This window comes from Hyphococcus aureus, assembly GCF_042643165.1.
Taxonomy (GTDB): domain Bacteria; phylum Pseudomonadota; class Alphaproteobacteria; order Caulobacterales; family Parvularculaceae; genus Hyphococcus; species Hyphococcus aureus.
Genome location: NZ_JBHRSH010000001.1, coordinates 1,166,344 through 1,189,141 on the forward strand (window position 1 = coordinate 1,166,344; position 22,798 = coordinate 1,189,141).

Genomic DNA, 22,798 nt, shown 5'->3' on the forward strand with positions numbered 1-22,798 from the left:
AGAGTTCCCATGAGCCAGAAAGACCTCCTGAAACGCTTTCGCCCCAATGTGGGCGTCGTCCTGTTCAACGCACAGGGACAGGTCTGGTATGGCCGCCGCGTCGGTGATTTTTCCGGTCTGGGCGAGAAGCCTGATCTTTATCGCTGGCAAATGCCACAGGGCGGCGTCGATCCGGACGAAGATATCGCCGCCGCCGCCTTTCGCGAGTTGAAAGAGGAAACCGGCGTTTCCTCGGCGACGCTTTTGTGCGTGACGCCCGGCTGGCTCGCCTATGAATTTCCCGCCGACTACAAAAAGAAAAACTGGAAAGGTCAGCGCCAGAAATGGGCGGCCATGATCTTCACGGGCGAGGATAGCGAAATCGATCTGGAGGCGGACGATCATCAGGAGTTCGATGACTGGCGCTGGGGCGAGTTGGAAGAGGCGCCGTCGCTGATCGTGCCGTTCAAGCGTCATGTCTATGACGATATTGTTGAGGGCTTCCGGCCGTTGCGCGACTTTCTGCGCGCGCAAGCATAGATGAATAGGGAGTGCTTCATCCTGAGGAGCAAAAAATCCTTCATGTCCTTCGAGACGGCCCTCTTCATTCTGAACGAAGCCGAAGGCGGCTTCGAAGGGCGGGCCCCTCAGGATGAAGGATTTTTTGCGTCTCGAAGGACGAAGCATCAGGGCTGAATGGCGTACGCACCGGATTTCCTCCTCGACCGCCTGCTTTATCGCGACGGCTTGATGCTGGTGATCGACAAACCGGCGGGGCTGCCGGTGCATGGCGGTCCCGGCGGCGGCGATAATCTTGAAAATTATTTCGACGCGTTGCGGTTTGGCCTGCCGCGCCTGCCAGCGCTGGCGCACCGGCTCGACCGCGACACATCCGGGTGCCTGGCGCTTGGGCGCCACCCCAAAGCCTTGAGAAAGCTCGGCAAACTCTTCTCCGACGGCAGGGTCGAAAAGACCTACTGGGCCGTCACAAAAGGCGTGCCAGAAAAGCTGTCGGGGACGATCGAGGCGCCCCTCAAAAAAGAGACACGCGGCTCCGGCTGGCGCGTCGTCATCGCGGATGACGGCCAGCGCGCCGTCACCACCTATCGCACGCTGGCGCAAAAAGACGGGCTCGCCTTTATCGAGGCGAAGCCGAAAACCGGGCGCACGCACCAGATTCGCGTGCATCTTGAAAGCCTCGGCGCGCCGATCCTCGGCGATCCTCAGTATGGGGAGCTTTCGGCAGCGGAGCGCGCCCATCCGATGATGCTCCACGCCCGCCGGCTTGTGATTCCCATTTCCAAAAACAAGGAGCCGGTCGTCGTCGAGGCGCCGCCGCCGGAGGCGATGGCGGAGATGGTGCGAAGGCTCGGCGGCGACGTCTGAGCCGCGCCCGCCAGTTTTGCCCCGCGGATTTCCTGGGCTGCAGGTGAGTCTGGCGCCATTTGGAATTTCCTGCTCATTGCGATTTTCCAGCCTTTTCTCCGGCGCATGGCGCCGCCGCGCGCGTCCCGAACCTTTTCTTCGCGGATGCCGCTTCATTGACCTGAGCGCTGGTCCCCGCAGTCAAGCCGCAGGGACGCCAAACACTCGCGAATGGGCACTATAAGCCCGTCCATGAGGTGGTGGATAAGTCTTCACCAAACCTCAAAAAACAGGCCTTTTTCGCCATTTTGGAGTGTTTCTCGCGTTATTGGGGTGGGGAGTGGAAGGTTGAGTTTCTCCTCCCCCGCTTGCGAGGGAGGTGTCGAGCGGAGCGAGACGGAGGGGGCGTTGTTAAGCCCCCATCCCCCGCTTCGCGGGTGCTTCCCCCGTAACCGGGGGAAGGGGGTGCATCAAAATTGCTTGACCATCCGCTCGGCCACACTCACCGCCTGGCGTTCGCGGTCATCCCAGTCGGCGCCGGAGATGATGGTGTAGGACGCCTTCCACGCGTCGAGGCGTTTTTTCGCGGCGTTGAAAAACCACTCGCGCTCTTCCTGTTTGCCGGCGTAACGAACGCCATCATCCGTCCACGGTGTTTCCGGCGTCAGCAAAAGATAATGATCGGCGAGCGATCTGCGCGCCATGGCCTCAATCTTTACCGACGGTGCATTCAACAGATATTCCGCCCATACCGCCGTCATCAGCGCGTCGGTGTCCTCGATCAGCAACGGTCCGGCGAGCGGCGAGAGCGCCGCGCGCATGGCGGTGTGGGTCTCGGCGATGTTGATCAGGTCGTCCTCGCGCCAGCCTTTGCCGTGTTTATAGCGCGGCTGCATGATTTTCTCATCGAAGGTGCGGCCATATTCGCGCACCAGTCTCGTGTCGAACCGCTTGGCGAGGCGCTCGCCCAGAATGGTTTTGCCGACGCTTTCAGGCCCGAGAAGAGTCAGGCGTTTTTGCGCGCGCTCGCTCACGTCACAGCCTCGCCGCGGCTGTAGGCGCGGCGCCAATTCACATAGCCGATCGCCGAAATCACAAGAAACATCAGGTAAAGCACCGCAGTGGGATAAAGACCCTTGGTCCAATAAAGCCCGATGGCGACGATGTCGACCGCGACCCAGACAAGCCAGTTTTCAAGAAGGCGCCGGGCGAGCATCACCTGTGCGATGACGGAAAGCACCGCGACTGACGCATCCCAAAAAGGAAAGCTGGCGTCGGTCCATGTGGCCATAGCGCCGCCCAGCGCGGCGGTTCCGGCGAGCGCGGCGAGGGCGGAGGCGACGGCGGCGCGCGGCGTGATGCGCGCGACAATGACAAGACCTTGCTCATCGCGTCTTGTCAGCCAGTGCGCCCAGCCATAGGCCTGCACCACGAAGAAAAAGATTTGCAGAAGCGCGTCGGAATAAAGCTTCGCGCCATAAAAGATCCACGCATAGAGCGTGACCATGGCGATGCCGAAGGGATAGTTCCAGATCGACCGCCGCACGAGGAGCGTGATGTTGGCGATCCCAAGGAAGAAAGCGATGATCTCCACCGGTCGCGCGCCGATCATCCCTGTCAGAAACTCAAGAACCTCCCCCATCGCCCCGTTAAAGCCGCCTATTCAGCCGCTTTGACGAGCGTCGGGCCGCGCAGGGCCTCGGCGATACTGTCGGCGAGTTTGCGCGCAACATCCGCCTTCGACATTTCCGGCCAGGCTTCATCGCCCTTGTCGGTGATGAGGATAATGGAGTTGCGGTCGCCGCCCATGGCGCAATGTTCGCCGGGGGAGACGTCATTGGCGACGATCCAGTCGCAGCCCTTGCGATTGCGCTTGGCTTCCGCGTGGCCGAGGACGTCATCGGTTTCCGCCGCAAAGCCCACAACGAGGCGTGGGCGGCCCTCTTTCATTTGCGACAGCGTCTTCAGAATGTCCGGATTTTCCGTGAGCGGAATATTGGTGAGGCCGCCGCGCTCTTTCTTGATCTTGTGCGTGGTCTCGATCTCCGGGCGATAGTCGGCGACGGCGGCGCAGCACACAGCGCAATCGAGCGGCAGGGCGGCGTTCGACGCCTCCATCATCTCGCGCGCGCTCTGCACCTGTTTGACTTCGATGCCAGCCGGGATTTTTTCATGGGTCGGGCCGGTGACAAGGATCACCTCGGCGCCGTGATTGCGCAGCGCCTCTGCAATCGCGTAACCCTGCTTGCCCGACGACCGGTTGGCGATGAAGCGCACCGGGTCGATGGGCTCCACCGTCGGGCCCGCCGTGACGAGAATACGCCGGCCTTTCAAGGGCCCGTGCGCATTTTTCAGGAAATGCGCCTCGATTTCGTCGGCGATCTGCACCGGCTCGGCCATGCGTCCAAATCCGTATTCGCCGCAGGCCATGTCGCCCTTGTCCGGGCCGACAATCATCGCGCCGTCGCCTTTCAGCGTTTCAAGATTGCGCTGTGTCGCTGCATGTTCCCACATGCGGACATTCATCGCCGGCGCCATCATCACTGGCTTGTCGGTGGCGAGCAGCGCGGTCGAGGCGAGATCATTGGCGAGCCCGTTTGCGGCCTTGGCCATCAGATCCGCCGTCGCCGGCGCGACCACCACAAGATCCGCCGAGCGCGACAATTCGATATGACCCATCTCCGCCTCGTCGGTCAGGTCGAAAAGATCGGTGAAACATTTTTCACCGGTCAGCGAGGCGACGGATAAGGGCGTAATGAACTCGGCCCCGGCGCGGGTCAGGATCGCGCGGGTTTTGATCCCGCGGCGGGAAAGCTCGCGGATCAGTTCAAGACTTTTATAGGCGGCGATCCCGCCGCCGATGATGAGAAGAATGCGTTTGGCGTCCATGACCCCTAAATAGGGCTTTGGTCCGCCAAAGTCACGCGATCTGCTCGACCCGCGCGCGTTCGCAAAGGGGGTATTCGCTGAGGAACGGCTCCAGAGCAGCCTTCATCTCAGCAAAGGACGCGCCATAGCAGAAAAGCGCGGTTTCGCGGTCGCCCTGCCAGTGGCCGCGAAAGGCGCCCTTGCCTTTCAGCAGCCGATCGAACTCGTCGATCACATGATTGACGTCGCAATCGCGATAGACTTCGTCCGCAAGCTCCGTCCCGTTGAGATAGACGGCGATCCCTTCGGTGACGCCAAAGGGAATTTGCCGGTCGGTCGCTTCGATAATCAGGCGCGAGCCCTTGGGCGCGCCCAGCGCTTCCAGCCGTTCGATGATGGCGGCGACGGTTTCCTCGCCCGACTCATGAACGCAAATTTCCAAATCGCAGAATTCGATTCCGCAAGGCTCGTCGGACAGCTGTGTGCCGCCGCCGGTGACCTCGCCGAGATGACGCGCCGCGAGCGTTTCCGTCAGCGGGTCTTCATAATAATCGCCGCGGTCAATCGGTTGAACCTTGGCGTTAAGGCGCGCGATGATGAATTCGCCATCGGGCGCCGTGTCCTGTTTTCTCGCTCCCCCGAACTTTAAGCCGAACATATGTCGCCCTCCCGTTCGTGAACGTTACCTATCGGATAGGACTGCGAAAAAACGGTTAGGCGGATAGATACAATTTTATCGACTGAAGATGATGGCGGCGAGCAGTGTGACGGCCGCCGCCAGCGCCCACAGCGCGAGGCGCGCGGGCCTGTCATTGCGCGCCGGTTGTTGCGCCGGTCCCTGCGCCGCATAGATTTCCGCCGCCTTGCCAATGGCCTCAACATAATGGGGCAGCTTCGGCGCCACTTCGAGCGCCTTCACCGTCGCGGATTTCAGCTTTTCGGCTTGCGCCATGGGACCGATGGCCTTGTTCACATAGTCCTTCACAACCGGCGTCGCCGCCGCCCACATGTCGATTTCGGGATCAAGCGAACGCGCGACCCCCTCGACCGTCACCATGGTGCGCTGCAGGAGAACAAGCTCGGGCCGCAAATGCATGTCGAACAAAGCGGTGACGTCAAACAACTGTTGCAACACGCGGGACATATCGACCTGCGCGGCGTTTCGCCCTTGCAGGGGTTCGCCGACAGCGCGCAGGGCCTGCGCAAAGGCCTCCATGGAATGGCCCGGCGGCACATAGCCGGCGGCGAAGTGGACCTCCGCCGTGCGGGCGTAGTCGCGGGTGATGAAGCCGTAGATGATCTCGGCGAAGGTGGTGCGCGCTTCCTCATCGAGGCGGCCCATAATGCCGAAATCGATCAGGGCGAGGCGGTCTTCCTTGTCGACGATCATGTTTCCCTGATGCATGTCGGCGTGGAAGAACCCCATATGGAGCGCCTGTTTCAGAAAAATATGAATGACAAGCTTCGCCAGCGCCTTGCGATCGATCCCGCGCGCATCGAGACCAGCGAGGTCGCCCATGGGCGTGCCGTCGATCCATTCAACGGTCAGAATGCGCCGCGCCGTCAGGGGCCAGATGACTTCGGGCACGCGCACGCCGTCTTCGCCAGCAAGGTCTTCGGCGAGTTCCGATGCGGCGCCGGCTTCCATCCGGAGGTCAAGTTCAATTGCGGCGGCGGCCTTCAGGGTTTCGACAAATTTCACCGGCTCCATGCGCCGCACGGTTTTGGAAACGGCTTCAAGGTTGCGCGCCGCGCGTCCGAAGGCGCGAAACTCTTCGCCGGCTTTTTGTTCAATCCGTGGGCGGAGGATCTTGACGGCGACCTTGCGGCCGTCTTTCAGCTTCGCCTGATGCGCCTGGGCGATCGACGCCGCGGCGATGGGCGCAGAGAAATCGTCAAACAGCGCGTCCACCGGCTGTCCGAAGGCGGCCTCTATCTCCTTGCGGGCCTGCGCCTCGGGGAAAGGCGGCATCTTGTCCTGCAACCGGCCGAGATCGCCGGCGAGTTCAAAGCCGATAATGTCGGGCCGCGTCGCCATGAACTGGCCGAGCTTTACATAGGCAGGGCCGAGGCGTTCGAAGGCGTGGGCGAGGCGCTCTCCCGGGCGGCCCTGGCGGTTGGCGCCAAGGCGCGACAGCGCCCCGAAGGCGCGCAGGGCCGCCGGCGTCAGATGCGCATATTCATGGGGGATCAGCGCATCCCGGCGGGACAGGGTCCAGCCGGCGCGGAGAAGGCGGGCATAATCTGCGAAGGCGGAAAACATCAGCAATCAACTAGCGACAAAAACTCAGCTTTTTCCTATCGTTAAGTTGGGGCGAGGGATAGCGCCTTGTAGTCGCGGGGGCGAAAGCAATGACGGAAGCATCGGATGAGACCGTGAAACGCCACTATTGGGTGGCAGCCCTTTTGGGTTTGCTCGGTGTGGGGCTGGGTTATTTCTATGTTGGGCGTCCGCGGTTTGGCGTCGCGATATGGATGCTGGCGCTAGCGCTGCCTTTTGCGGCAATGCATTTCCTCGGGCTATACTTAGCGGGCGCATACTCTGCGGTCGCAATTGTCATCATCTTGATGGCTGTTCTCTATTTCGGGCCGATTGCCGTTATAGCAGGCAACCGAACGATCCCTGCGGAACGGCAACCGAAGCGCTGGCATTACGTGATCTGGGTGATCGCCGCTGTTATTCTCGGCTATCTCTGGGCGCTCACGATGAAGCCGCTTGCTAATTATCGTTTTTACCATATTCCGGCGGGCTCGATGGCGCCAAGTCTTGTCCCAGGCGATATTGTCATCGCCAAACGCATAAATGCAAAGCATCACAACGTTTCCCTAGAGCCCGGAGCTGTTGTTATCTTCAAGAATAACAAAGACACCGACGAACTCGGTCGTCCGCACGAATATGTGAAAAGGCTGGTGGCTGTCGGTGGGCAGTCTGTCAGGCTTACCGATGGAGTAGTCGAGATCGATGGCGTTTCCCTCCCGCAGACATCAGAAGGGCTGAAGGAAATCATTCAGTACGGGGGCGCTAAAGAAAAGCTGCTTCAACTTCGTGAGCAGATTGGTGAGCATTCTTATTCAATTCTTGATGCAGCGCCTGGGAACGGCCCCCTTGATAACACCTCGGTTTATGAGATTCCTGACGGGCACTATTTCATGCTCGGCGACAATCGCGACCGGTCACAGGACAGCCGGGTGATTTCCATGGTCGGCTATGTTCCGGAAGGCAATGTGATTGGAGAAGCCCTCTATATTGGTTTTTCGCTCAGCGATTTAAGCCGCATCGGCAATCGGTTAGATGATTAAACCCGCCAGCCGGAATGAATGGCGGCGACGCCGGCGCTTAGGTTTTCATATTTCACCTGCGCGAACCCGGCCTTATTGATGCGGGCGGCGAAGGCTTCCTGCGCCGGGAATTTGCGGATCGATTCAACAAGATACTGATAGCTGTCGCGGTCGTCCGCGACTTTCTCGCCGAGCCAGGGGATGACGCTGAAAGAATAGGCGTCATAGGCCTTTTGCAGGCCTTCAGTAATCGGATGAGAGAACTCAAGACAGAAGAACCGCCCGCCCGGTTTCAACACGCGATAGGCGTTGCTGAGCGCTGCGTCCATATCGGTTACGTTGCGAATGCCGAAGGCGATTGTATAGGTGTCGAACGATTTGTCCGGGAACGGAAGGTTTTCCGCGTCGCCGGTGACGCGGGTCAGGCGCTCGCCGAGGGCGATCATGTCGGGCCGCGTTTCGCCGGCTTTGAGCATTTCGTAATTGATGTCGCAAATGACGGCTTTCGCGGGTGCTTTGCGCTCAGCTGAGGGGCGTTCGTCTGCGCGTTTCAAAAACCCGGCGGCGATGTCCCCGGTGCCGCCCGCCACATCGATGAGCTGTTCTCCCGGCTGCGGCCCGATGCGGTCGAGGAAGACCGATTTCCAGACCCGGTGGACCCCGCCCGACATGAGGTCGTTCATCAGGTCGTATTTCGACGCGACGCTGTCAAAGACAGAGCGCACGAGGCGCGCCTTCTCGCCCGTTTTCACGGTGCGAAAGCCAAAGGATGTTTCATCGTCGCGGGGTTCAGCCATGAAAAGGGCTTAATCCCTTGACCCGCCTAACAAAAGCGCCTTGACGCCGCATCCGCCTTTTGACAGTGTTAAGCAATTGAATTTCGCGGTGTTTTTGGCGCCGCCGCTAATGGCAAGGGGACCCGCCATGATCAAGTCCGAACTCGTTCAAAAGCTCGCTGATGAAAACCCGAACCTGTTCCACCGGGATATCGAGCGCATTGTCTCCATCGTGTATCAGGAAATCTCCGACGCCTTGGCGCGCGGCGACCGGGTGGAGCTTCGCGGTTTCGGCGCCTTTTCGGTGAAACACCGTCCGGAGCGCACGGGCCGCAATCCCCGCAGCGGCGAGGCGGTGCATATCGAAGAAAAATGGTCGCCTTTCTTCAAGGCGGGCAAGGAGCTTCGTGATCGCCTCAATGGCGAAGGGCGTTTTTCGGGCGCGGCGCGCGGACCCGCAGAATAATTGCGCTGAGCGATCCCGCGCTGTCTGACCCCGCGTTGAGGCCGCCGCCGGCGGAAGGTTCATGAACACCAATCTGGCGAACCAGTTTCTCTCGGCGCTTGGCGGCGATCCGGGCGTTTTTCCCCATCAATATGTGCCGGTGATGGACCAGATGCTGCTGGCGCGGTTGCCGGTTGCGACCTTGCGAGAGGCGAGCTTTCTCGACGAGCGCATCATGACGCGCGAGACGCAAGGGATCTGGGTCCCTGCGGATCAGGTCGCCGCGGCCGCCGCTGCGCTGCCGGCGCCGCCTGTCAGTTACATCTTTCATTCCGGGCATTGCGGGTCGACGCTTGTTTCGCGCCTTCTCGGCGCGGCGAGCGAGGCGATTGCGTTGCGTGAGCCTTTGCCGCTGCGCGCCTTCGCGTTCGATGCGGCGGAGGGCGGGGCTGCGATGCTGGCCCCCGATATGGCGCGGGCGAGGCTTTCGTTGCTTGAAAAATTATGGGCGCGCGGCGCATCCGCAGCGGTGGTGAAGGCGACCAGCATCTGCACCGGCCTCGCCGCTGATCTTTTGCCGCCGGACCGCAAGGCGGTCTATGTCTCGCAGCGCCCCGACATTCATCTCGCCGTCCTGCTTGCGGGACGCAATGCGGTCAATGATTTGCGCGCCTTTGCGCAATTGCGCTGGCGCAGGCTCAATGCGCAGATATCCCTGACGCCGCTGGCGAAATTTTCCAGCGGCGAGCTTGCAGCGCTTGGCTGGCTTGCGGAAATGGAGGCGGCGGCGCGCGCGGATCTGCCGGTGTTCGATTTCGACGCGGTGCTGAGGTCGCCCGAAGAGACGCTAAGCGCTGTCGCGGCGGCGCTCGGCGTTAGCGCGCCGCCGGACCGGATCGCCGCTGCGGCGTCGAGCCCGATCATGAAGCGCTATTCGAAAGCGCCGGAACATGATTATGACGCGGCGCTGCGCAGTGAGGTGATCGCCAAGGCGCGCCTCGATCATGGCGCTGAAATTCAAAAAGGCCTCGACTGGCTGAACCGGCTCGGCGCGCGCGAAGCCTCGGTGAAAACCGTCCTCGACCACTGGGCCTGATTGACTGTTCTTCAGTCCGTTGACCACATCCGGTGCAGCGACTGGCGCACATGTTCAAGCCGAACCCGGTTGTCCCATTCCATCTTGAGACCTTCGAGCGCAGCGACTTCGTTCAGCGTATAAAGCAGGTCTCGTTTTTTCTCGTCGCAGATCTGGCTTTCCATGAAAGTGATCGCAGCGAGCCGCTCGCCGCGCGTCACCGGCAGCACTTCATGGATCGTCGTCGACGGATAGAGCACCGCCGAGCCGCGCTTGCCTTTGATCGAAATAGGCTTGGAGCCGAGATGGATGGTCAGCTCGCCGCCATCATAGGTCGACGGATCGGCGATAAAGATGGTGCAGGAGATGTCGGAGCGCAGCGCCGTCGGCTGCATCGGCAAAAACGCATTGTCCGGGTGCTTGCCGTATTTCATGTCCGGCCGGTAGCGCACCATCAAAGGCGGCGCCATGCGGTTGATGAAGGCGAAGTTGCGAACTTCCTCCGAGCGCAACAGACACTGGCCGAGTATATTGCTCGATTCCCGGTAGAAATCGGTCGTCATGTCGATTTGCAGATTATACTTGGTCTGGTTGTGCGGGTTGGAGACGCGCCCGTCGGCGAATTTGCCGGTGGCGAAGATCTGGTCGAGCCGGGCCAGCTCCTGATCGGTCAGCAGGTTTTCGATCTCGATAAAAATGGCGGCCTCCCGCGGCTTTTCTGCGTTTTCGTGATGCCGAGATAGCGCAGTGCAGGAAAACCTCCAATCCCTACGGCAATCAATCCGTAATCGGCGTTGCCTACACCCTTGAGAATGTGAGAAAATGCCGGGCAATGAGCAAATGGCTGTTTCGCATAATCTGGATCCCGATCCTGATCGTGGCGGTTCTGTTCCTGGTGGCGAACCGCACCCTGGTTCCGATCAGCCTCGATCCTTTTCGCCCCGACAATCCGGCGCTGTCGACGCCGGCCCTGCCGCTGTGGTTCTGGCTGATGGGCATGCTGTTTCTGGGCGTCGCCCTCGGCGCCGCCGGCCAGTGGCTGTCAGGGCGCGAGACCCGGGCCCAGGCGAGAGACAATCGGCGTGAGCTGCGTGCGGCGAAAAAGGAACTGGCGGCTTTCGCGGCGCGGGAACAGACTAATCGTTCAGACAGCGCCGCCTCCGATCCTGCCGATCCCCCCAAACTCGAAGCAACCAGCATCTGATGACATTCCATGAGCGGACCTAACGTTAAAATCTGCGGCCTCAAGGACGCAGATCACGCCATTGCGGCGGCCCGGGCGGGCGCCGACTATCTTGGCTTCGTCTTTTTCCGGAAATCCCCGCGCTTCGTCACGCCGGAAGCCGCCGGAGAGATCATTCTCGATCTCAAACAGGCGGCCTTTGACGAGGGCTTTAACATGCCGCGCATTGTCGGCCTGTTTGTGGATGCGGGAGAGAAGGAGCTGTCGGAGGCGGCGCCCCTTCTCACCCATTTCCAGTTTCACGGCCATGAAAGCCCGGAGCGCTGCCGCGAGCTTGGCGAGGAATTCGGCATAGAGGTGATCAAGGCGATCCCCGTGACCGATGCGTCCGACATCGCTGAGGCCAAGGGTTACGAAGGCGCGGCGGATATTCTTTTGTTCGACGCCAAGCCGCCCCCGGGCGCACGCCCCGGCGGCAATGGCGCGACCTTCGACTGGGCGCTGCTCAACGCCTATGACGCGGAAACCCCTTATCTGGTCGCTGGCGGGCTGACGCCAGACAATGTCGCCGACGCAGTGAAGGGGCAGGGCGGGCGCGAAAGCTTCCTCGGCGTCGATGTCTCCTCAGGGGTTGAAACCGCGCCGGGCAAGAAGGACGCGGACCTCATCAAAGCCTTCATCTCGGCAGCGAAATCATAAGAAGGGAAAGCCATATGTTGCGGTTTTTGTGCGCAGCATTCGCTGCAGCATTTTTGGCCTCCTGCGCCACTGGCCCGGTCGTTCGCGAGAACGAGGCGGCCGCCTCTGTCGCTTTTGAGGCCTTGAAGCGCGGCGGCTATGTCATCGTTATGCGCCATGCGAACTCGCCGGGCGGACAGGTGGGGGCGGTCGGGCTTTCCGAGGGCTGCAAGCTCGCGCCGGGCCGCGGCCTAGACGCCGAAGGCTTCTTTCAGGCTCGCGCCATGGGCGAAATCCTGAAGCAAAACGGCGTCAAAATCGCCAAGGCCTATACCAGCCCCATGTGCCGGTCCTGGGATACGGCGGCGCTTTCAGCCGCCGGCGCGCCGGTTGAGCCGCACCCTTCGCAGATCAGCGAGAAAGCGGTTGACGTCGCCGCCATGAAGGCCAAGGTGGCGAAAGAACTCGCGGCGAACCCCGGAACCAACATCATCCTCTCGAGCCACTCCAACATTGCGCCGCTCTATGGCGCCACGGTGCGGCGCGGCGAGGACGAGGTTCCCTCAGGCGTCATCTGGCTCGTCCATCCCGGCGACTGGCAGGCGATTGCGCGTGTCGATCTTCTGGTGCGCTATCCGAAGGTCAGCCCAGCGGTGGAGTAAGGCGGGGGCCGACTTCACCGACATTCCTGAATTTGTGCAGTGCATTCGCGCGTCAGGGTGTTATGACGGCGCTGACTTTTTGACGGATACCAAGACGTGACCCAGCAACTCAACTCCTACCGCACCGGACCCGATAGCGAAGGCCGCTTCGGCATTTATGGCGGGCGCTTCGTCGCCGAGACCCTGATGCCGCTCGTCCTCGCTTTGGAGAAGGAATACAATTCGGCGAAGAACGACCCCTCCTTCCGGTCGGAGCTTGAGTACTACCTGAAGCACTATGTGGGCCGGCCAAGCCCGATGTATTACGCCGAGCGGTTAACCAAGTATGTCCGCGGTATGGCTGACGAAAAGTCGGGTAGCGCCGGGAAAAAAGGCGCGAAAATTTACTTCAAGCGCGACGAGCTGAACCACACCGGCGCCCACAAGATCAACAACTGCATGGGCCAGATTCTCCTCGCCCGGCGCATGGGCAAGACCCGGATCATCGCCGAGACCGGCGCCGGGCAGCATGGCGTCGCGACGGCCACCGTCTGCGCGCGCTTCGGGCTGCCCTGCATCGTCTATATGGGCGCGACCGATGTGGAGCGTCAGAAACCAAACGTCTTCCGCATGAAGCTTCTGGGCGCGGAGGTAGTGCCGGTGACGTCAGGCACCGCGACCTTGAAAGACGCCATGAACGACGCGCTTCGCGATTGGGTCACGAATGTGGACTCAACATTCTACATCATCGGCACGGCGGCGGGCCCGCATCCCTATCCGGAGTTGGTGCGCGATTTTCAGTCGGTAATCGGCGTGGAGGCGAAAGAACAGATGAAGGAGATGGAGGGGCGCCTCCCCGACGTCATCATGGCCTGCATCGGCGGCGGCTCGAACGCCATCGGGCTTTTCCACCCCTTCCTCGACGACAAGGATGTGGAGATCATCGGGGTCGAGGCGGCGGGCCTCGGCGTCGATACGGACAAACATGCGGCCAGTCTTACCGGCGGTAGGCCCGGCGTGTTGCACGGCAACCGGACATACCTGCTGCAGGATGAGGATGGCCAGATACAGGACGCCCATTCCATCTCGGCCGGGCTCGATTATCCAGGCATCGGGCCTGAGCATTCCTGGCTCCATGAAACCGGCCGGGTGAAATATATTTCCGCGACCGACAGCGAAGCGCTCGACGCGTTTCAGCTCTGCGCGAAACTCGAAGGCATCATCCCGGCGCTAGAACCCGCCCATGCGCTCGCCCGCGCCGTCGACAAGGCCATGGAGATGGACCGCGATCAGATTCTGCTGATGAATATGTGCGGCCGCGGCGACAAGGACATCTTCACAGTGATGGATTTGCTGGGCGGGGCGAGTTGAACGCGCAGCCCACGCCTTAATCCCGTGCTTTGCCAACCACAATGCTGAGCGGCGAAGGCGTCTCGACAATCTCTTCGAAATCGAAACCGGCTTGATCGAATAGCACCCTGAATTCGTTGGCGGTCCGCTCGCGACCGCCCGCCATCACCATCATGTTCAGATCCATCCATTTGCCCATGTCGAATTCGGCGCTTTCAGGGATCACCGACTCCACGATCATCAGGGCGGCGCCAGGCTTCGCGGCTGCATGCACATTCTTCAAAATCGCCCGCGCCTGCGCGTCATCCCAATCGTGAAGAATCCAGCGCAAGAGATAAGCGTCGGCTTGGGGAATGTTCGAAAAGAAATCGCCGCCCAGAGGTTCCATTCGCCGATGTTCGGGCGCCTGAGTGATCACTTGCGGCTGATCGAAAAGAACGCCGCGACAATCAGGATGCGCATCTAGAATGTCTATAAGCTGAGACCCGACCCCACCGCCAAGATCGGCGATCACTGGGAAACGGCCCCAGTCATAAGAGCCTGTCACCGCGGGCGTGATGGCGGCGGCGAGATCGCGCATCGCTTCATTGAAAACGGCGCCTTGCTCGGGATTAGCCTGCATGTATTCCCAACCTGTACAGCCGTTCAGTTCTTCAAAACCGGGTTTGCCCTCTTTGAGTGAGACCATCAGGCCGCGCCAGCCATTATTGACCATGCCGTTGGAGCTCAATGTGACGCGAAGCCATGCCCATGACGAATTCGGCGCTCTCCGGCGCAGGCATTCGCTCGCTGGCGTATTGGCGAATGCGCCGGACGAGACTTGCGTGAAAATTCCGGTAGATTCGAGCGCGCGCAACATGCGGTAAAGACTGGACGCATGGGTTTTGGTGCGCTCAGCAAGAGCGGCGATGTCAAGCGGGCCGTCGGCAAGGTGATCAGCGATTTCCAATTCCGCCGCTGCGCCGACGGCGCAGCCTTGCCAGTAATTGTTAACGATGCCTAGAATCTGGTCCTGAGGCGAAGCCTGCTCCGACATGTGTTGTTCTCCCCTAACCGTCAAACTTTAAGCCGAGACTCTGTCGGCGACAAGGATATCCCCACGGTGATGGATTTCTCCGTGCGGCGCGTAATATCGGCGATCTAATTTTTGGGAGGGTAGGGCATGCCGAAGAAGAATGCGAAGCCGTCCACAACCGTCGGCGTCGCCGAGCGTGGCAATTCCGCCGAGCTGGTCACAATCGGGCCGGGGGCTGAGCTGCTTGACCGAAGGCGGGTCGAGCTGACCCATGATCTGCCAGCCATGCCTGATCACCACGAAGGGGCGTGGGCGGTGGGGCGCTATCGCGACAGCTTGCGCCACATCCATAAAATCCGACCTATCCGGTTCAGCGCGCGGAAACCAAGATCGCCTAGCCTTGGCCTCGTCTGAAAACGCTGGATGAGCGCGACATGATCGGCATTCAAAGCGCGAATATTGCCTCGGCCCTGATAAGCCAGACGCGCGCCGCCATGGCGACCGCGCCGGTCGGGCGCGCCAATGCGGCCGTCGGCGCCAATCCGCCGGCGCTGATTGTCGATGTCTCCGGCGGCGTCAAGCGCGAGCCGGAGGGCTATGACCTCTTCAAGATCAAGCGCAATGAATCCCTTCTCGACAAACAGATCGAAATTGCGACGGAGCTTGGCGAAAGCGAAGGCGCGTTCGCCGCGGCGCTCGAAAGCGGCAACGCCAGTCAGATTGTCTCGGAGGCCTATAAATTAAACGGCCTCCTGAAAGCGGAATCCGCTCTCGCCGATGCGGTTGAAGACGCCAATCAGGATGATGCGAAGAAAGATGTCGCCGCTCTTGAACTCGACGGAAAAGAAGCGGTGAAGGACCTCATCGATGACGCCGCCGACAGCGCCGATGAAGCGGCGGATGCAGAGAGCTCCAGCGATGACGTTGATCTCGACGCCATCGCTGAAGAGGCCGAGGCCGCAGCCGCAAAAGAGCGCGCTGACGCGGCCGCCGCCGCAGCCTAAGCTTTCGCTGGTGCTGACGGGCGAACGCTAAACGACAATCGCCCCGCCGCAAGAGAACCATTCTCCCGCCCTTCTGTTGCCTCTCTATGCCTGAATGACGCTAGGCCGGAGGTTTCCATGATCAGAACAGCAGTTTTCGCCGCCATGCTCGCCGCGCTTGCCGGGTGCGGCGGCGACAGAGACGAGCAAGACGACTACGTAACCGATGCGGAGCGGCTCGCGCCTCAGCCGGCGCCTGCGCCGACGCCCCGTTCCATGGCAGAGCAGGCTGAAGAGGCCGCGGACGATCCGGCGCCGGCGGCGTCTTCGGATACGCTGACCGCCGATGGCTGGAAAGGCCTGCGCATCGGCATGACGCGCGAAGAGATTACGGCGGCCTACGGTCCCGACGCCAATCCGGATGCGGTCGGCGGGCCGGACCCTGAAAGCTGCGATGAATACCGGCCGGAAAATGCGCCGGACGGATTTCTCGTCATGCTCGTCAATGAAAAGCTCGCGCGGATCAAACTGATGCGCGACGCCGATGTGAAGACGGATGCGGGACTCGGTCTCGGCGATGACGCTGATGCGGTGAAGGATGCTTATGACGGTGACGCTATCGTCACGCCGCACAAATATGTTGAGGCGCCGGCGGAATATATCACCGTCTGGAAGACCGGTCAGACGGGTCCCGACTATGTGCAGGATGAGGCCGCGCGCGGCATTCGCTATGTCATCGGAAGCGATGGCGCAGTCGAGAGCATACAGGCCGGCGGCCCCGCGATTCAGTATGTGGAGGGGTGTCTTTAGGAGCGAGCGTTGCTGACGGGAATTGCCGCCGTCAGTTTTTCTTTTCCGCTTGTGCGCGGCGGATCATGACTTTGGGGTCGATGCACGATGCGCAAAGAATACCGCCCCACATGGCTCCGGGCACGCCGGGCGAGACCACATCCTGACCGGAAAGATAGAGGCCCTTCACGGGCGTTTTCATGCGCAGCGCATCTGAGAGCATTCGCGCTGGCGTCGCCTCGACGCCATAAAAGGCGCCCTGACGATGGCCCGTAATCGCGGCGGTCGCCAGCGGCGTCGAAAGCTCCTTGAGGACGACCAGTTTAGCAAGTTCCGGAAAATAGGCGGTGAACTGTTCGAACAGTTTTTCTTCAACCTGCGCCTTGAACGTCGCGTAACTTTCTTCGCGCTCTCCGGGCAGGCTATCCGCCCAACGCTCAACAACTGACCAATCCGTCCAGGCGATCAATTCCCCCGAGTGCTGCTGCTTCGGACCGGGTTCATGCGAAGGGTCTTTCAGGGATGCAAAAGACGCAAACATGCCCGGCGGCGTCCCGTTGGGCGCATCGGTCCAGATGACGTCAGTCTCACCTGTCGGATAGAGCCAGTGATTGGCTTTCGTGGCGCCGGCCTCCTCGATGTCGCCTTCGAACCCGAGAAATAAGGAGAAATGGCAAAGGCTCGGGCCGAAGGAGCGAATTTCGCGCACCCATTCATCTTGGCCATGGCCGTCAGGCAGGAGCCGATCCACCGTCTCCCGGGCGCCGATATTGGAAATGACCGCGTCAGCGAAAATGTCTTCGCCGCCATCTGTCCGCACGCCGATGACGCGCCCCTCTTCCATCAAGAGTTGCTCGACCCGGACGCCCTCGCGCGCTTCGCCGCCTGCTTTGGTGATGACGGGCAGCATGTGTTCGGCAATGACGGCGGCGCCGCCTACCGGATACCATGCGCCGCATTCAAGATAGGAATGCGCGACGAGCGCGTGAACTGCGAAGCTCGCAAGGCTTGGGCGTCCACCGTGATCTCCCCACTGAGCAACAAGCGCATTCCTTAGCTGCGGATTATCAGAAACTTCCGCAGCGACCTCGGCAATTGTCCGTCCACACCATTTTTTAATGGCGCCGCTTTTCCACCATTCAATGATCTCGCCGAAAGGCTGCGGTATTGCTCGTGTCTGAAAGACTGCGTAGGCCGCCTCGCGGCCTTTGTGCACAGCGTCAAACCAGGCGTCGATTGCTTTGGCGTCGTCCGGGAACCGCTCCTTCAAATCGAGCGCATGGGCTTCGTAAGGCCGCGAAAGGGCCAACGGTTCTGCGTCGCCCAAATGGAGATAGTCATAGATCGCCCCCAACGGCGTGAGGTCGACCGGCGTATCGCAAAGCCAATCCAGCGCCTTGCGGTCAGGTTCTCCGGGGGCGAAACCGCTCAAATAATGAATGCCCGCGTCCCAGCTGAACCCGTTTCGTGAGAAACTATGGGTCTGACCGCCGAGCGTGTCATATTGTTCGAGAAGCAGCACCTTGTGACCGGTTTGGGAAAGCGCGCTTGCGGCCGCCATGCCTCCCATGCCTGACCCGATAACAATGACATCCCAGGTTTTTGCGAATTGATCGCGCTTAGGGTTGCTCATTTCGTCTCCCCTTATCGCTTGGCCGATGCAAATTCTGAATGGTCAGTATTCAGGCGAAGGAGACAAATGCATTGATCGTCGTCAAATACGCAGCATGCACCCGCAACTCAATGAGCGTTCAGTAAATCGAAAAAGCCGATGGGAGAGGGGAATGTTGCAAAATTACTTTTCTCGATGGTCGGCCGCCTAATGCCCGCCGCCGAAAATTCCGGTGCGTACGGAGTAATCCACGGCCAGCGCATATTCGGGATCGTCATCTGAATCGACCAGCAATTGTCCGGCGTGATTGAGGAGCTTGTGACAATCTCGGGTCAGATGGCGCAGGCGCACAGTCTTGCCGCGCGCTTCATATTTGTAGGCCAGATCCTCAATCGCCTGCAGCGCCGACTGGTCCACCACGCGTGAGCGCAGGAAGTCGACGATGACCACATCGGGGTCGGCGTCCGGCGTGAACAGTTCGGCAAAACCGTCGGTGGAGCCGAAGAACAGCGGCCCGTCGATCTCATAGACTTTGGCGCCTGCTTCTGTGTGGCTTTCGCGGGTGACGGCGTGGATGCGCCTTGCATTGTTCCAGGCGTAAGCGAGCGCCGAAACGATGACGCCGACAACAACGGCGACGGCGAGGTCGTGCATCACGGTGACGGCAGTGACGAGCACAATGACAAAAGCGTCGGTCAGGGGAATGCGCCGCATGATCCGCAAGCTTTGCCAGGCGAAGGTGCCGATCACCACCATGAACATCACGCCCACCAGCGCTGCGAGCGGAATTTGCTCGATGAGCTGCGATGCAAACAGGATGAAGGCGAGCAGGAACAAGGCCGCCGAAATGCCGGACAGGCGCGTACGTCCGCCCGATTTCACATTGATCATGGACTGGCCGATCATCGCGCAGCCGCCCATGCCGCCGAAAAATCCGGTGACGAGATTGGCCGTCCCTTGCGCTACGCATTCGCGCGAGGCGCCGCCGCGCTGATGAGTAATCTCTCCGACGAGATTCAATGTCAGGAGGCTTTCGATAAGGCCGATGGCGGCGAGGATCAGCGCATAGGGAAATATGATTTCCAGCGTTTCCAGATTGAGCGGCACCATCGGCAGGTGGAGCGCCGGCAGGCCGCCCTTGATCGAGGCGAGGTCGCCAACGCGCGGCGCATCGAGGCCGAGCGCGAGAACGATGGCGGTGGTGAGCGCGATACCGGCCAGCGGCGCCGGAATCGCTTTGGTGAGTTTCGGCGTCGCCCAGATGACGGCCATGGTCAGCGCGGTCAGCGCCAGCATGATGACCAGCGGCGCCCCGGTCATCCATTCGCCGGTGACGCCCATGGCGTGCCCTTCGCCGGCGCCAGCCGCGGCGCTGCCCGGAACCTGGAACTGGCTGAGCTGCGCGAGGAAGATAACGATGGCGAGCCCGTTGACGAAACCGAGCATAACCGGATGTGGCACCAGGCGGATAAACTTTCCGAGGCGAAACAGCCCTGCGAGAATCTGTATGACGCCCATCAAAACGACGGTCGCGAACAGATATTCAACGCCATGATCGGCGACCAGCGCCACCATGACGACGGCGAGCGCGCCAGTGGCGCCGGAGATCATGCCCGGCCGGCCGCCCGCGAGCGCGGTGATCAGACCGACGATGAACGCCGCATAAAGACCCACCAGCGGATGCACGCCCGCAACAAAAGCAAAGGCAACCGCTTCGGGCACCAGCGCCAGGGCGACGGTGAGTCCGGACAGCACTTCCGTTTTCATCAGGCCCGGAGTGAATTTTTTGAGATCGGGCGCCGTCCAGTCGGCAAAGGTCAAACGTTCAGCGAACGCAGCGAAGGTTGTTTTCGTCACGGATGGGCCCTGTGCAGTGTGAGGGAGAAAGGAAGGCGAGGCTCTCCATAGACTATTCATGCTGCAATGCAACATCTCTCATTCGAGGAAGGGCGGGCGGTTAGCCGTGATCTCAGACCGCAACCGCTTCGAGGAGACTCTGGCCGTTCGGATTTTCCGTTACCCTGTCGAGCGCGAAGCCGGCTTTGGAAAATATCTCCTCGAACTCCGAGAGGCGGCGTTCACGCCCGCCGGCCAACAGGCATAGCATGTTAATGTCGAGCGCATAGCCGGGATGAGGAGTCGGGGTTTCGGGCAGGATAAAGTCGATGATGGCGAGGCGACCGCCTTGCGCGATGGCGGCGCGGATGTTTTTCAGGATTGTCACGCATTCCTCGTCGCCCCAATCGTGCAGGATCTGTTTCATCAGATAGAGATCGCCGCCTGCGGGCACGGCCTTGAAAAAGTCGCCGCCAATGATTTCGATCCGCTCTTTCAGCGGCGAGGCCGCGAGGTTTTTCTCAGCCTGCGCCGCCGTGCCCGGCAGGTCGAAGATGACGCCCATCGCCGAGGGATATTCTGTCAACAGGCGCGACATCAACTGGCCGTGGCTGCCGCCAATGTCTACCGCCCGCGTGAAAGGTTTGAAGGCGTGATTGGAGAAGATAAAAGCCTCGATGCCGCTGGTGATGCTCGACATCAGCCGGCCGAATTCGTCGGCGATCACGGGCCGCTCGCTCAGATAGTCGAAGAGCGGCTGGCCGTAATGATGTTCGAATGCGGCGACGCCGGTGCGCAGGGCTTCATCGAGCTTGAGGCCGGCCGGAAAATTGACATTGAGCCAGCGCACCGCTTCCTGGCGCGCCTGAAAGGCGCGTGAGCGGGCGGTGTGGCTGACGCGGTCCTCGCCGTCGATCTTGACGACCTCCTGCGAGGCGAGAAAAGTCATCACCCGCCGCAACATGTCTGTTTTTAGGCCCGCTTTATCGGCGAGGGCCTCCATGGCCATGGGCTCATCGCCCAGATGATCGAGCACACGGGCGCGCGAGACTGCGTGCAGGACCCATAAGGCGTTTTGCGACTGAACGAGCCAGGTATGAAACTCGCCGAAATCGTCCAATAGCGCGCCAAGTGTTTTGGCCATGAGAGGGTCCCCCTTTTCACGTCATCATTCCTGCAGCGAGAATTTTTTGCGCAACAATAAGCGCAGCAAAAGATACAGCAAAAGTCCCACGGGGCCGAACATGAAGGTACCCAACAGACAGGGGATCACGGTGAGATGCGGGAGATTGCGGCGAATGGCGTCGCGGCCAATCCATGCGCCCACAAACAGATCGAAAACGAGATAATGCGTCCAGCCGATGATGATCCCGTTCGGGTGATCGAAGATCGCTGCGACGCCGTCGATGGAGGAAAAGCCGGCGCCTTCCGCCGACTGGCCGAGGAAAATCCCGGCGCCAAGTCCGGCCACATAAATCGACCCCATCAACGCCGGATACAGCATCGAGTGAACCAGCGCGGATGTGAGTTTTGAGCGCGGGAGGAAGATCAGCAGCGCCCAGCCCGGCACGACTGCTGCGTTGATGAGTTGATAGGCCCTCGCCCAATCGTCTGCGCTCATGGTCATAAAAACCTCCCTGTCGCAAAACCTTGCGGCGGGAAGGATCGGTCTTTTTCCGGGTTGCGTCTAGGTTGACGCTCAGGCGGCCTGTGTTTTTGACAGCAAAGTGTAGCCGTAAGCACAAAGACAAAGCATGACGACATTGCCTGCGGCGTCGAGGAGAATGAATTCGTTGAACATGGGCGTCACGAAAAAGAACCACCAGTCGAAGACGAAAAAGGGCAGGAGCGCGATTCCGTAAGCGAAGAATGTCCAGCGCGTGAAGATTGAAAACCCGGCGAAAAGGCCCGCCAGCATGGCTTGCGCCCCGAACGCGCCTAGCGCGACAACGGCGAGCGACGCTTCGGTGTGGAAATCGGGCCGCACCGTCATCGCGATAACGCTTGTCGGCGCCGCCAGACACCACCCGCCGAGAATGATAAAGACGGCGGCGATGGCGTATTGAAGACGGCGGGCGAGGGCAGTGTGTGCATCAGGCATGAGCTTTGCCTCTTCGGTTTCGCCCACGCCGCATGAGCTCTTTAGGCGGCCGCGTCAAGCTGTGACGACAGCGCATTGCGCCACTCCGCCATCGTGGCGGCGTAGGATTGCTCCGTATGCCCATCGACAATGACGCGTCCCTTTGGCGACAGCGCCGTATGCTCATAGCTCGCTGTCACTGTCGCGCCGCCATTCGTTTCGTCTACGGCGATGTCGAGGCGGGTCACGCATTCTTTCGGGGTCACCTTGATCATGGTGAGGCGGCGCGTTTCCGGATCGTGAAACGGCGTCACCCAGATCGCCTCGGCGCTGTCGTTATTACTGGCAATGGAGGCGCCGGCGGGCGTCGTGAAGATGCAGTCTTGTTCCACCAGGCCCGATGCGGAGAGGATGAGATTGGTGGTCCAGCCCGGCGCCCATTCATATTCGCGCACTGGACACATCATGGCGAAGACGGCGTCTGGTGCGGCGGCGATCTCAAAGTTGGCGGTGCGTTTGCTGCGGTAGGGTTTTTCAACAGCAACTGTGGAGGCGATAGGGGATGCGGTCATGGCGTTTTCTCATCGAGCAAATGGCTGTCATCGGCGGTCAGATCGAGGCCGGTGGATTTTTTCGCCTCGGCGATCAGCTTCAGGGTTTCGTCGCCAAAGGCCGGCTTGCCCTCAAAGGCGTGCAGCACGATCCCTTCAAGGAGATCGCCGAGGCTTAACTCCTTGTGGGCGGCGATGATTTTCAGGGTTTTCAGGATGCGTTTTTCAATGCGCACCCCGGTCTGAACACGGGTGACGATTTTGCGGGTCTCGGTCATTTTTGAATTGGTACC

General features: G+C 60.7%; 28 protein-coding genes. 13 read left to right on the forward strand and 15 right to left on the reverse strand.

All coding sequences use genetic code 11. The features are described 5' to 3' along the window. Positions 1-9: 9 nt before the first annotated feature. Complete coding sequence (locus ACFOOP_RS05595; RefSeq protein WP_379879879.1) at positions 10-519, forward strand: RNA pyrophosphohydrolase; 510 nt, start codon at positions 10-12, stop codon at positions 517-519. 156 nt (positions 520-675) lie between these two features. Further along, positions 676-1,365: an RluA family pseudouridine synthase gene (locus ACFOOP_RS05600; RefSeq protein WP_379879880.1), complete on the forward strand. Its 690-nt coding sequence runs from the start codon at positions 676-678 to the stop codon at positions 1,363-1,365. Positions 1,366-1,814: 449 nt separating this feature from the next. On the opposite strand, the gene ACFOOP_RS05605 is transcribed toward ACFOOP_RS05600, so the two are convergent. The 5 genes from ACFOOP_RS05605 to ubiB form a co-directional block, all read right to left on the reverse strand. Beyond that, positions 1,815-2,378 carry an AAA family ATPase gene (locus ACFOOP_RS05605; protein WP_379879881.1) on the reverse strand — a complete coding sequence of 188 codons (564 nt, stop codon included), beginning with the start codon at positions 2,376-2,378 and terminating at the stop codon, positions 1,815-1,817. Continuing rightward, positions 2,375-2,986, reverse strand: coding sequence for a nicotinamide riboside transporter PnuC (pnuC, locus tag ACFOOP_RS05610; protein WP_379879882.1), 612 nt, complete (start codon positions 2,984-2,986; stop codon positions 2,375-2,377). The genes ACFOOP_RS05605 and pnuC overlap by 4 nt, the downstream gene beginning before the upstream one ends. Before the next feature lie 17 nt (positions 2,987-3,003). Next, complete coding sequence (coaBC, locus tag ACFOOP_RS05615; protein WP_379879883.1) at positions 3,004-4,233, reverse strand: bifunctional phosphopantothenoylcysteine decarboxylase/phosphopantothenate--cysteine ligase CoaBC; 1,230 nt, start codon at positions 4,231-4,233, stop codon at positions 3,004-3,006. 31 nt (positions 4,234-4,264) lie between these two features. Beyond that, a complete protein-coding gene (locus ACFOOP_RS05620; RefSeq protein ID WP_379879884.1) occupies positions 4,265-4,870 on the reverse strand; it encodes a hypothetical protein in 606 nt (201 codons plus the stop codon). 75 nt (positions 4,871-4,945) lie between these two features. Beyond that, the gene (ubiB, locus tag ACFOOP_RS05625) at positions 4,946-6,475 is read right to left on the reverse strand and encodes a 2-polyprenylphenol 6-hydroxylase (protein ID WP_379879885.1); all 1,530 of its coding nucleotides are present in this window, start codon (positions 6,473-6,475) and stop codon (positions 4,946-4,948) included. Between the two features lie 89 nt (positions 6,476-6,564). Here ubiB and lepB point away from each other — a divergent pair, with 89 nt between their 5' ends. Further along, the gene (lepB, locus tag ACFOOP_RS05630; RefSeq protein WP_379879886.1) at positions 6,565-7,512 is read left to right on the forward strand and encodes a signal peptidase I; all 948 of its coding nucleotides are present in this window, start codon (positions 6,565-6,567) and stop codon (positions 7,510-7,512) included. On the opposite strand, the gene ACFOOP_RS05635 is transcribed toward lepB, so the two are convergent. Then, positions 7,509-8,288 carry a class I SAM-dependent methyltransferase gene (locus ACFOOP_RS05635; RefSeq protein WP_379879887.1) on the reverse strand — a complete coding sequence of 260 codons (780 nt, stop codon included), beginning with the start codon at positions 8,286-8,288 and terminating at the stop codon, positions 7,509-7,511. The two genes, lepB and ACFOOP_RS05635, sit on opposite strands and share 4 nt — an antisense overlap. Before the next feature lie 127 nt (positions 8,289-8,415). Between ACFOOP_RS05635 and ACFOOP_RS05640 the strand changes: the two genes are divergently transcribed. Together ACFOOP_RS05640 and ACFOOP_RS05645 are read left to right on the forward strand one after the other, a co-directional pair. Beyond that, positions 8,416-8,733 carry an integration host factor subunit beta gene (locus ACFOOP_RS05640; RefSeq protein ID WP_379879888.1) on the forward strand — a complete coding sequence of 106 codons (318 nt, stop codon included), beginning with the start codon at positions 8,416-8,418 and terminating at the stop codon, positions 8,731-8,733. A 61-nt stretch (positions 8,734-8,794) separates the two neighbouring features. Next, positions 8,795-9,808, forward strand: a complete 1,014-nt coding sequence (locus ACFOOP_RS05645; RefSeq protein WP_379879889.1) for a hypothetical protein — start codon at positions 8,795-8,797, stop codon at positions 9,806-9,808. An 11-nt stretch (positions 9,809-9,819) separates the two neighbouring features. Here the strand turns inward: ACFOOP_RS05645 and ACFOOP_RS05650 are convergent, their stop codons facing one another. Next, complete coding sequence (locus tag ACFOOP_RS05650) at positions 9,820-10,428, reverse strand: Fe2+-dependent dioxygenase (RefSeq protein ID WP_379881518.1); 609 nt, start codon at positions 10,426-10,428, stop codon at positions 9,820-9,822. On the opposite strand from ACFOOP_RS05650, the gene ACFOOP_RS05655 reads away from it, so the two are divergent. The 5 genes from ACFOOP_RS05655 (at position 10,357) to trpB (ending at position 13,660) form a co-directional block, all read left to right on the forward strand. Further along, on the forward strand, positions 10,357-10,530 hold the full coding sequence (locus tag ACFOOP_RS05655; RefSeq protein WP_379881568.1) for a hypothetical protein: 174 nt from the start codon (positions 10,357-10,359) through the stop codon (positions 10,528-10,530). The genes ACFOOP_RS05650 and ACFOOP_RS05655 overlap by 72 nt on opposite strands. Positions 10,531-10,619: 89 nt before the next feature. Further along, positions 10,620-10,991, forward strand: a complete 372-nt coding sequence (locus ACFOOP_RS05660; protein ID WP_379879890.1) for a LapA family protein — start codon at positions 10,620-10,622, stop codon at positions 10,989-10,991. 9 nt (positions 10,992-11,000) lie between these two features. Next, the gene (locus ACFOOP_RS05665) at positions 11,001-11,669 is read left to right on the forward strand and encodes a phosphoribosylanthranilate isomerase (RefSeq protein WP_379879891.1); all 669 of its coding nucleotides are present in this window, start codon (positions 11,001-11,003) and stop codon (positions 11,667-11,669) included. A gap of 14 nt (positions 11,670-11,683) precedes the next feature. Beyond that, positions 11,684-12,310, forward strand: coding sequence for a histidine phosphatase family protein (locus tag ACFOOP_RS05670; RefSeq protein WP_379879892.1), 627 nt, complete (start codon positions 11,684-11,686; stop codon positions 12,308-12,310). Between the two features lie 96 nt (positions 12,311-12,406). Continuing rightward, positions 12,407-13,660 carry a tryptophan synthase subunit beta gene (gene trpB / locus ACFOOP_RS05675; RefSeq protein WP_379879893.1) on the forward strand — a complete coding sequence of 418 codons (1,254 nt, stop codon included), beginning with the start codon at positions 12,407-12,409 and terminating at the stop codon, positions 13,658-13,660. 16 nt (positions 13,661-13,676) lie between these two features. On the opposite strand, the gene ACFOOP_RS05680 is transcribed toward trpB, so the two are convergent. Beyond that, the gene (locus ACFOOP_RS05680) at positions 13,677-14,675 is read right to left on the reverse strand and encodes a methyltransferase (protein ID WP_379879894.1); all 999 of its coding nucleotides are present in this window, start codon (positions 14,673-14,675) and stop codon (positions 13,677-13,679) included. A 126-nt stretch (positions 14,676-14,801) separates the two neighbouring features. Between ACFOOP_RS05680 and ACFOOP_RS05685 the strand changes: the two genes are divergently transcribed. From ACFOOP_RS05685 to ACFOOP_RS05695, 3 genes are all read left to right on the forward strand, one after another. Continuing rightward, a complete protein-coding gene (locus ACFOOP_RS05685; protein WP_379879895.1) occupies positions 14,802-15,068 on the forward strand; it encodes a hypothetical protein in 267 nt (88 codons plus the stop codon). A 20-nt stretch (positions 15,069-15,088) separates the two neighbouring features. Further along, positions 15,089-15,658 (forward strand): sigma-70 family RNA polymerase sigma factor, encoded by a 570-nt coding sequence (locus ACFOOP_RS05690; protein ID WP_379879896.1) that lies wholly within the window; start codon positions 15,089-15,091, stop codon positions 15,656-15,658. Between the two features lie 117 nt (positions 15,659-15,775). Then, positions 15,776-16,447: a hypothetical protein gene (locus ACFOOP_RS05695; protein WP_379879897.1), complete on the forward strand. Its 672-nt coding sequence runs from the start codon at positions 15,776-15,778 to the stop codon at positions 16,445-16,447. A gap of 31 nt (positions 16,448-16,478) precedes the next feature. Here the strand turns inward: ACFOOP_RS05695 and ACFOOP_RS05700 are convergent, their stop codons facing one another. From ACFOOP_RS05700 to ACFOOP_RS05730, 7 genes are all read right to left on the reverse strand, one after another. Then, entirely contained in the window at positions 16,479-18,059 is a 1,581-nt protein-coding gene (locus ACFOOP_RS05700) for a phytoene desaturase family protein (RefSeq protein ID WP_379879898.1), read from the reverse strand. 186 nt (positions 18,060-18,245) lie between these two features. Then, entirely contained in the window at positions 18,246-19,895 is a 1,650-nt protein-coding gene (locus ACFOOP_RS05705; protein WP_379879899.1) for a SulP family inorganic anion transporter, read from the reverse strand. A 112-nt stretch (positions 19,896-20,007) separates the two neighbouring features. Then, the gene (locus ACFOOP_RS05710; protein ID WP_379879900.1) at positions 20,008-21,018 is read right to left on the reverse strand and encodes a methyltransferase; all 1,011 of its coding nucleotides are present in this window, start codon (positions 21,016-21,018) and stop codon (positions 20,008-20,010) included. Between the two features lie 24 nt (positions 21,019-21,042). Further along, complete coding sequence (locus ACFOOP_RS05715) at positions 21,043-21,501, reverse strand: ABA4-like family protein (RefSeq protein WP_379879901.1); 459 nt, start codon at positions 21,499-21,501, stop codon at positions 21,043-21,045. Between the two features lie 72 nt (positions 21,502-21,573). Next, positions 21,574-21,975, reverse strand: coding sequence for a hypothetical protein (locus tag ACFOOP_RS05720; protein WP_379879902.1), 402 nt, complete (start codon positions 21,973-21,975; stop codon positions 21,574-21,576). 41 nt (positions 21,976-22,016) lie between these two features. Beyond that, entirely contained in the window at positions 22,017-22,526 is a 510-nt protein-coding gene (locus ACFOOP_RS05725) for a hypothetical protein (RefSeq protein ID WP_379879903.1), read from the reverse strand. Beyond that, the gene (locus ACFOOP_RS05730) at positions 22,523-22,783 is read right to left on the reverse strand and encodes a hypothetical protein (RefSeq protein ID WP_379879904.1); all 261 of its coding nucleotides are present in this window, start codon (positions 22,781-22,783) and stop codon (positions 22,523-22,525) included. Before ACFOOP_RS05730 ends, ACFOOP_RS05725 begins: the two co-directional genes overlap by 4 nt. Positions 22,784-22,798: the final 15 nt, after the last annotated feature.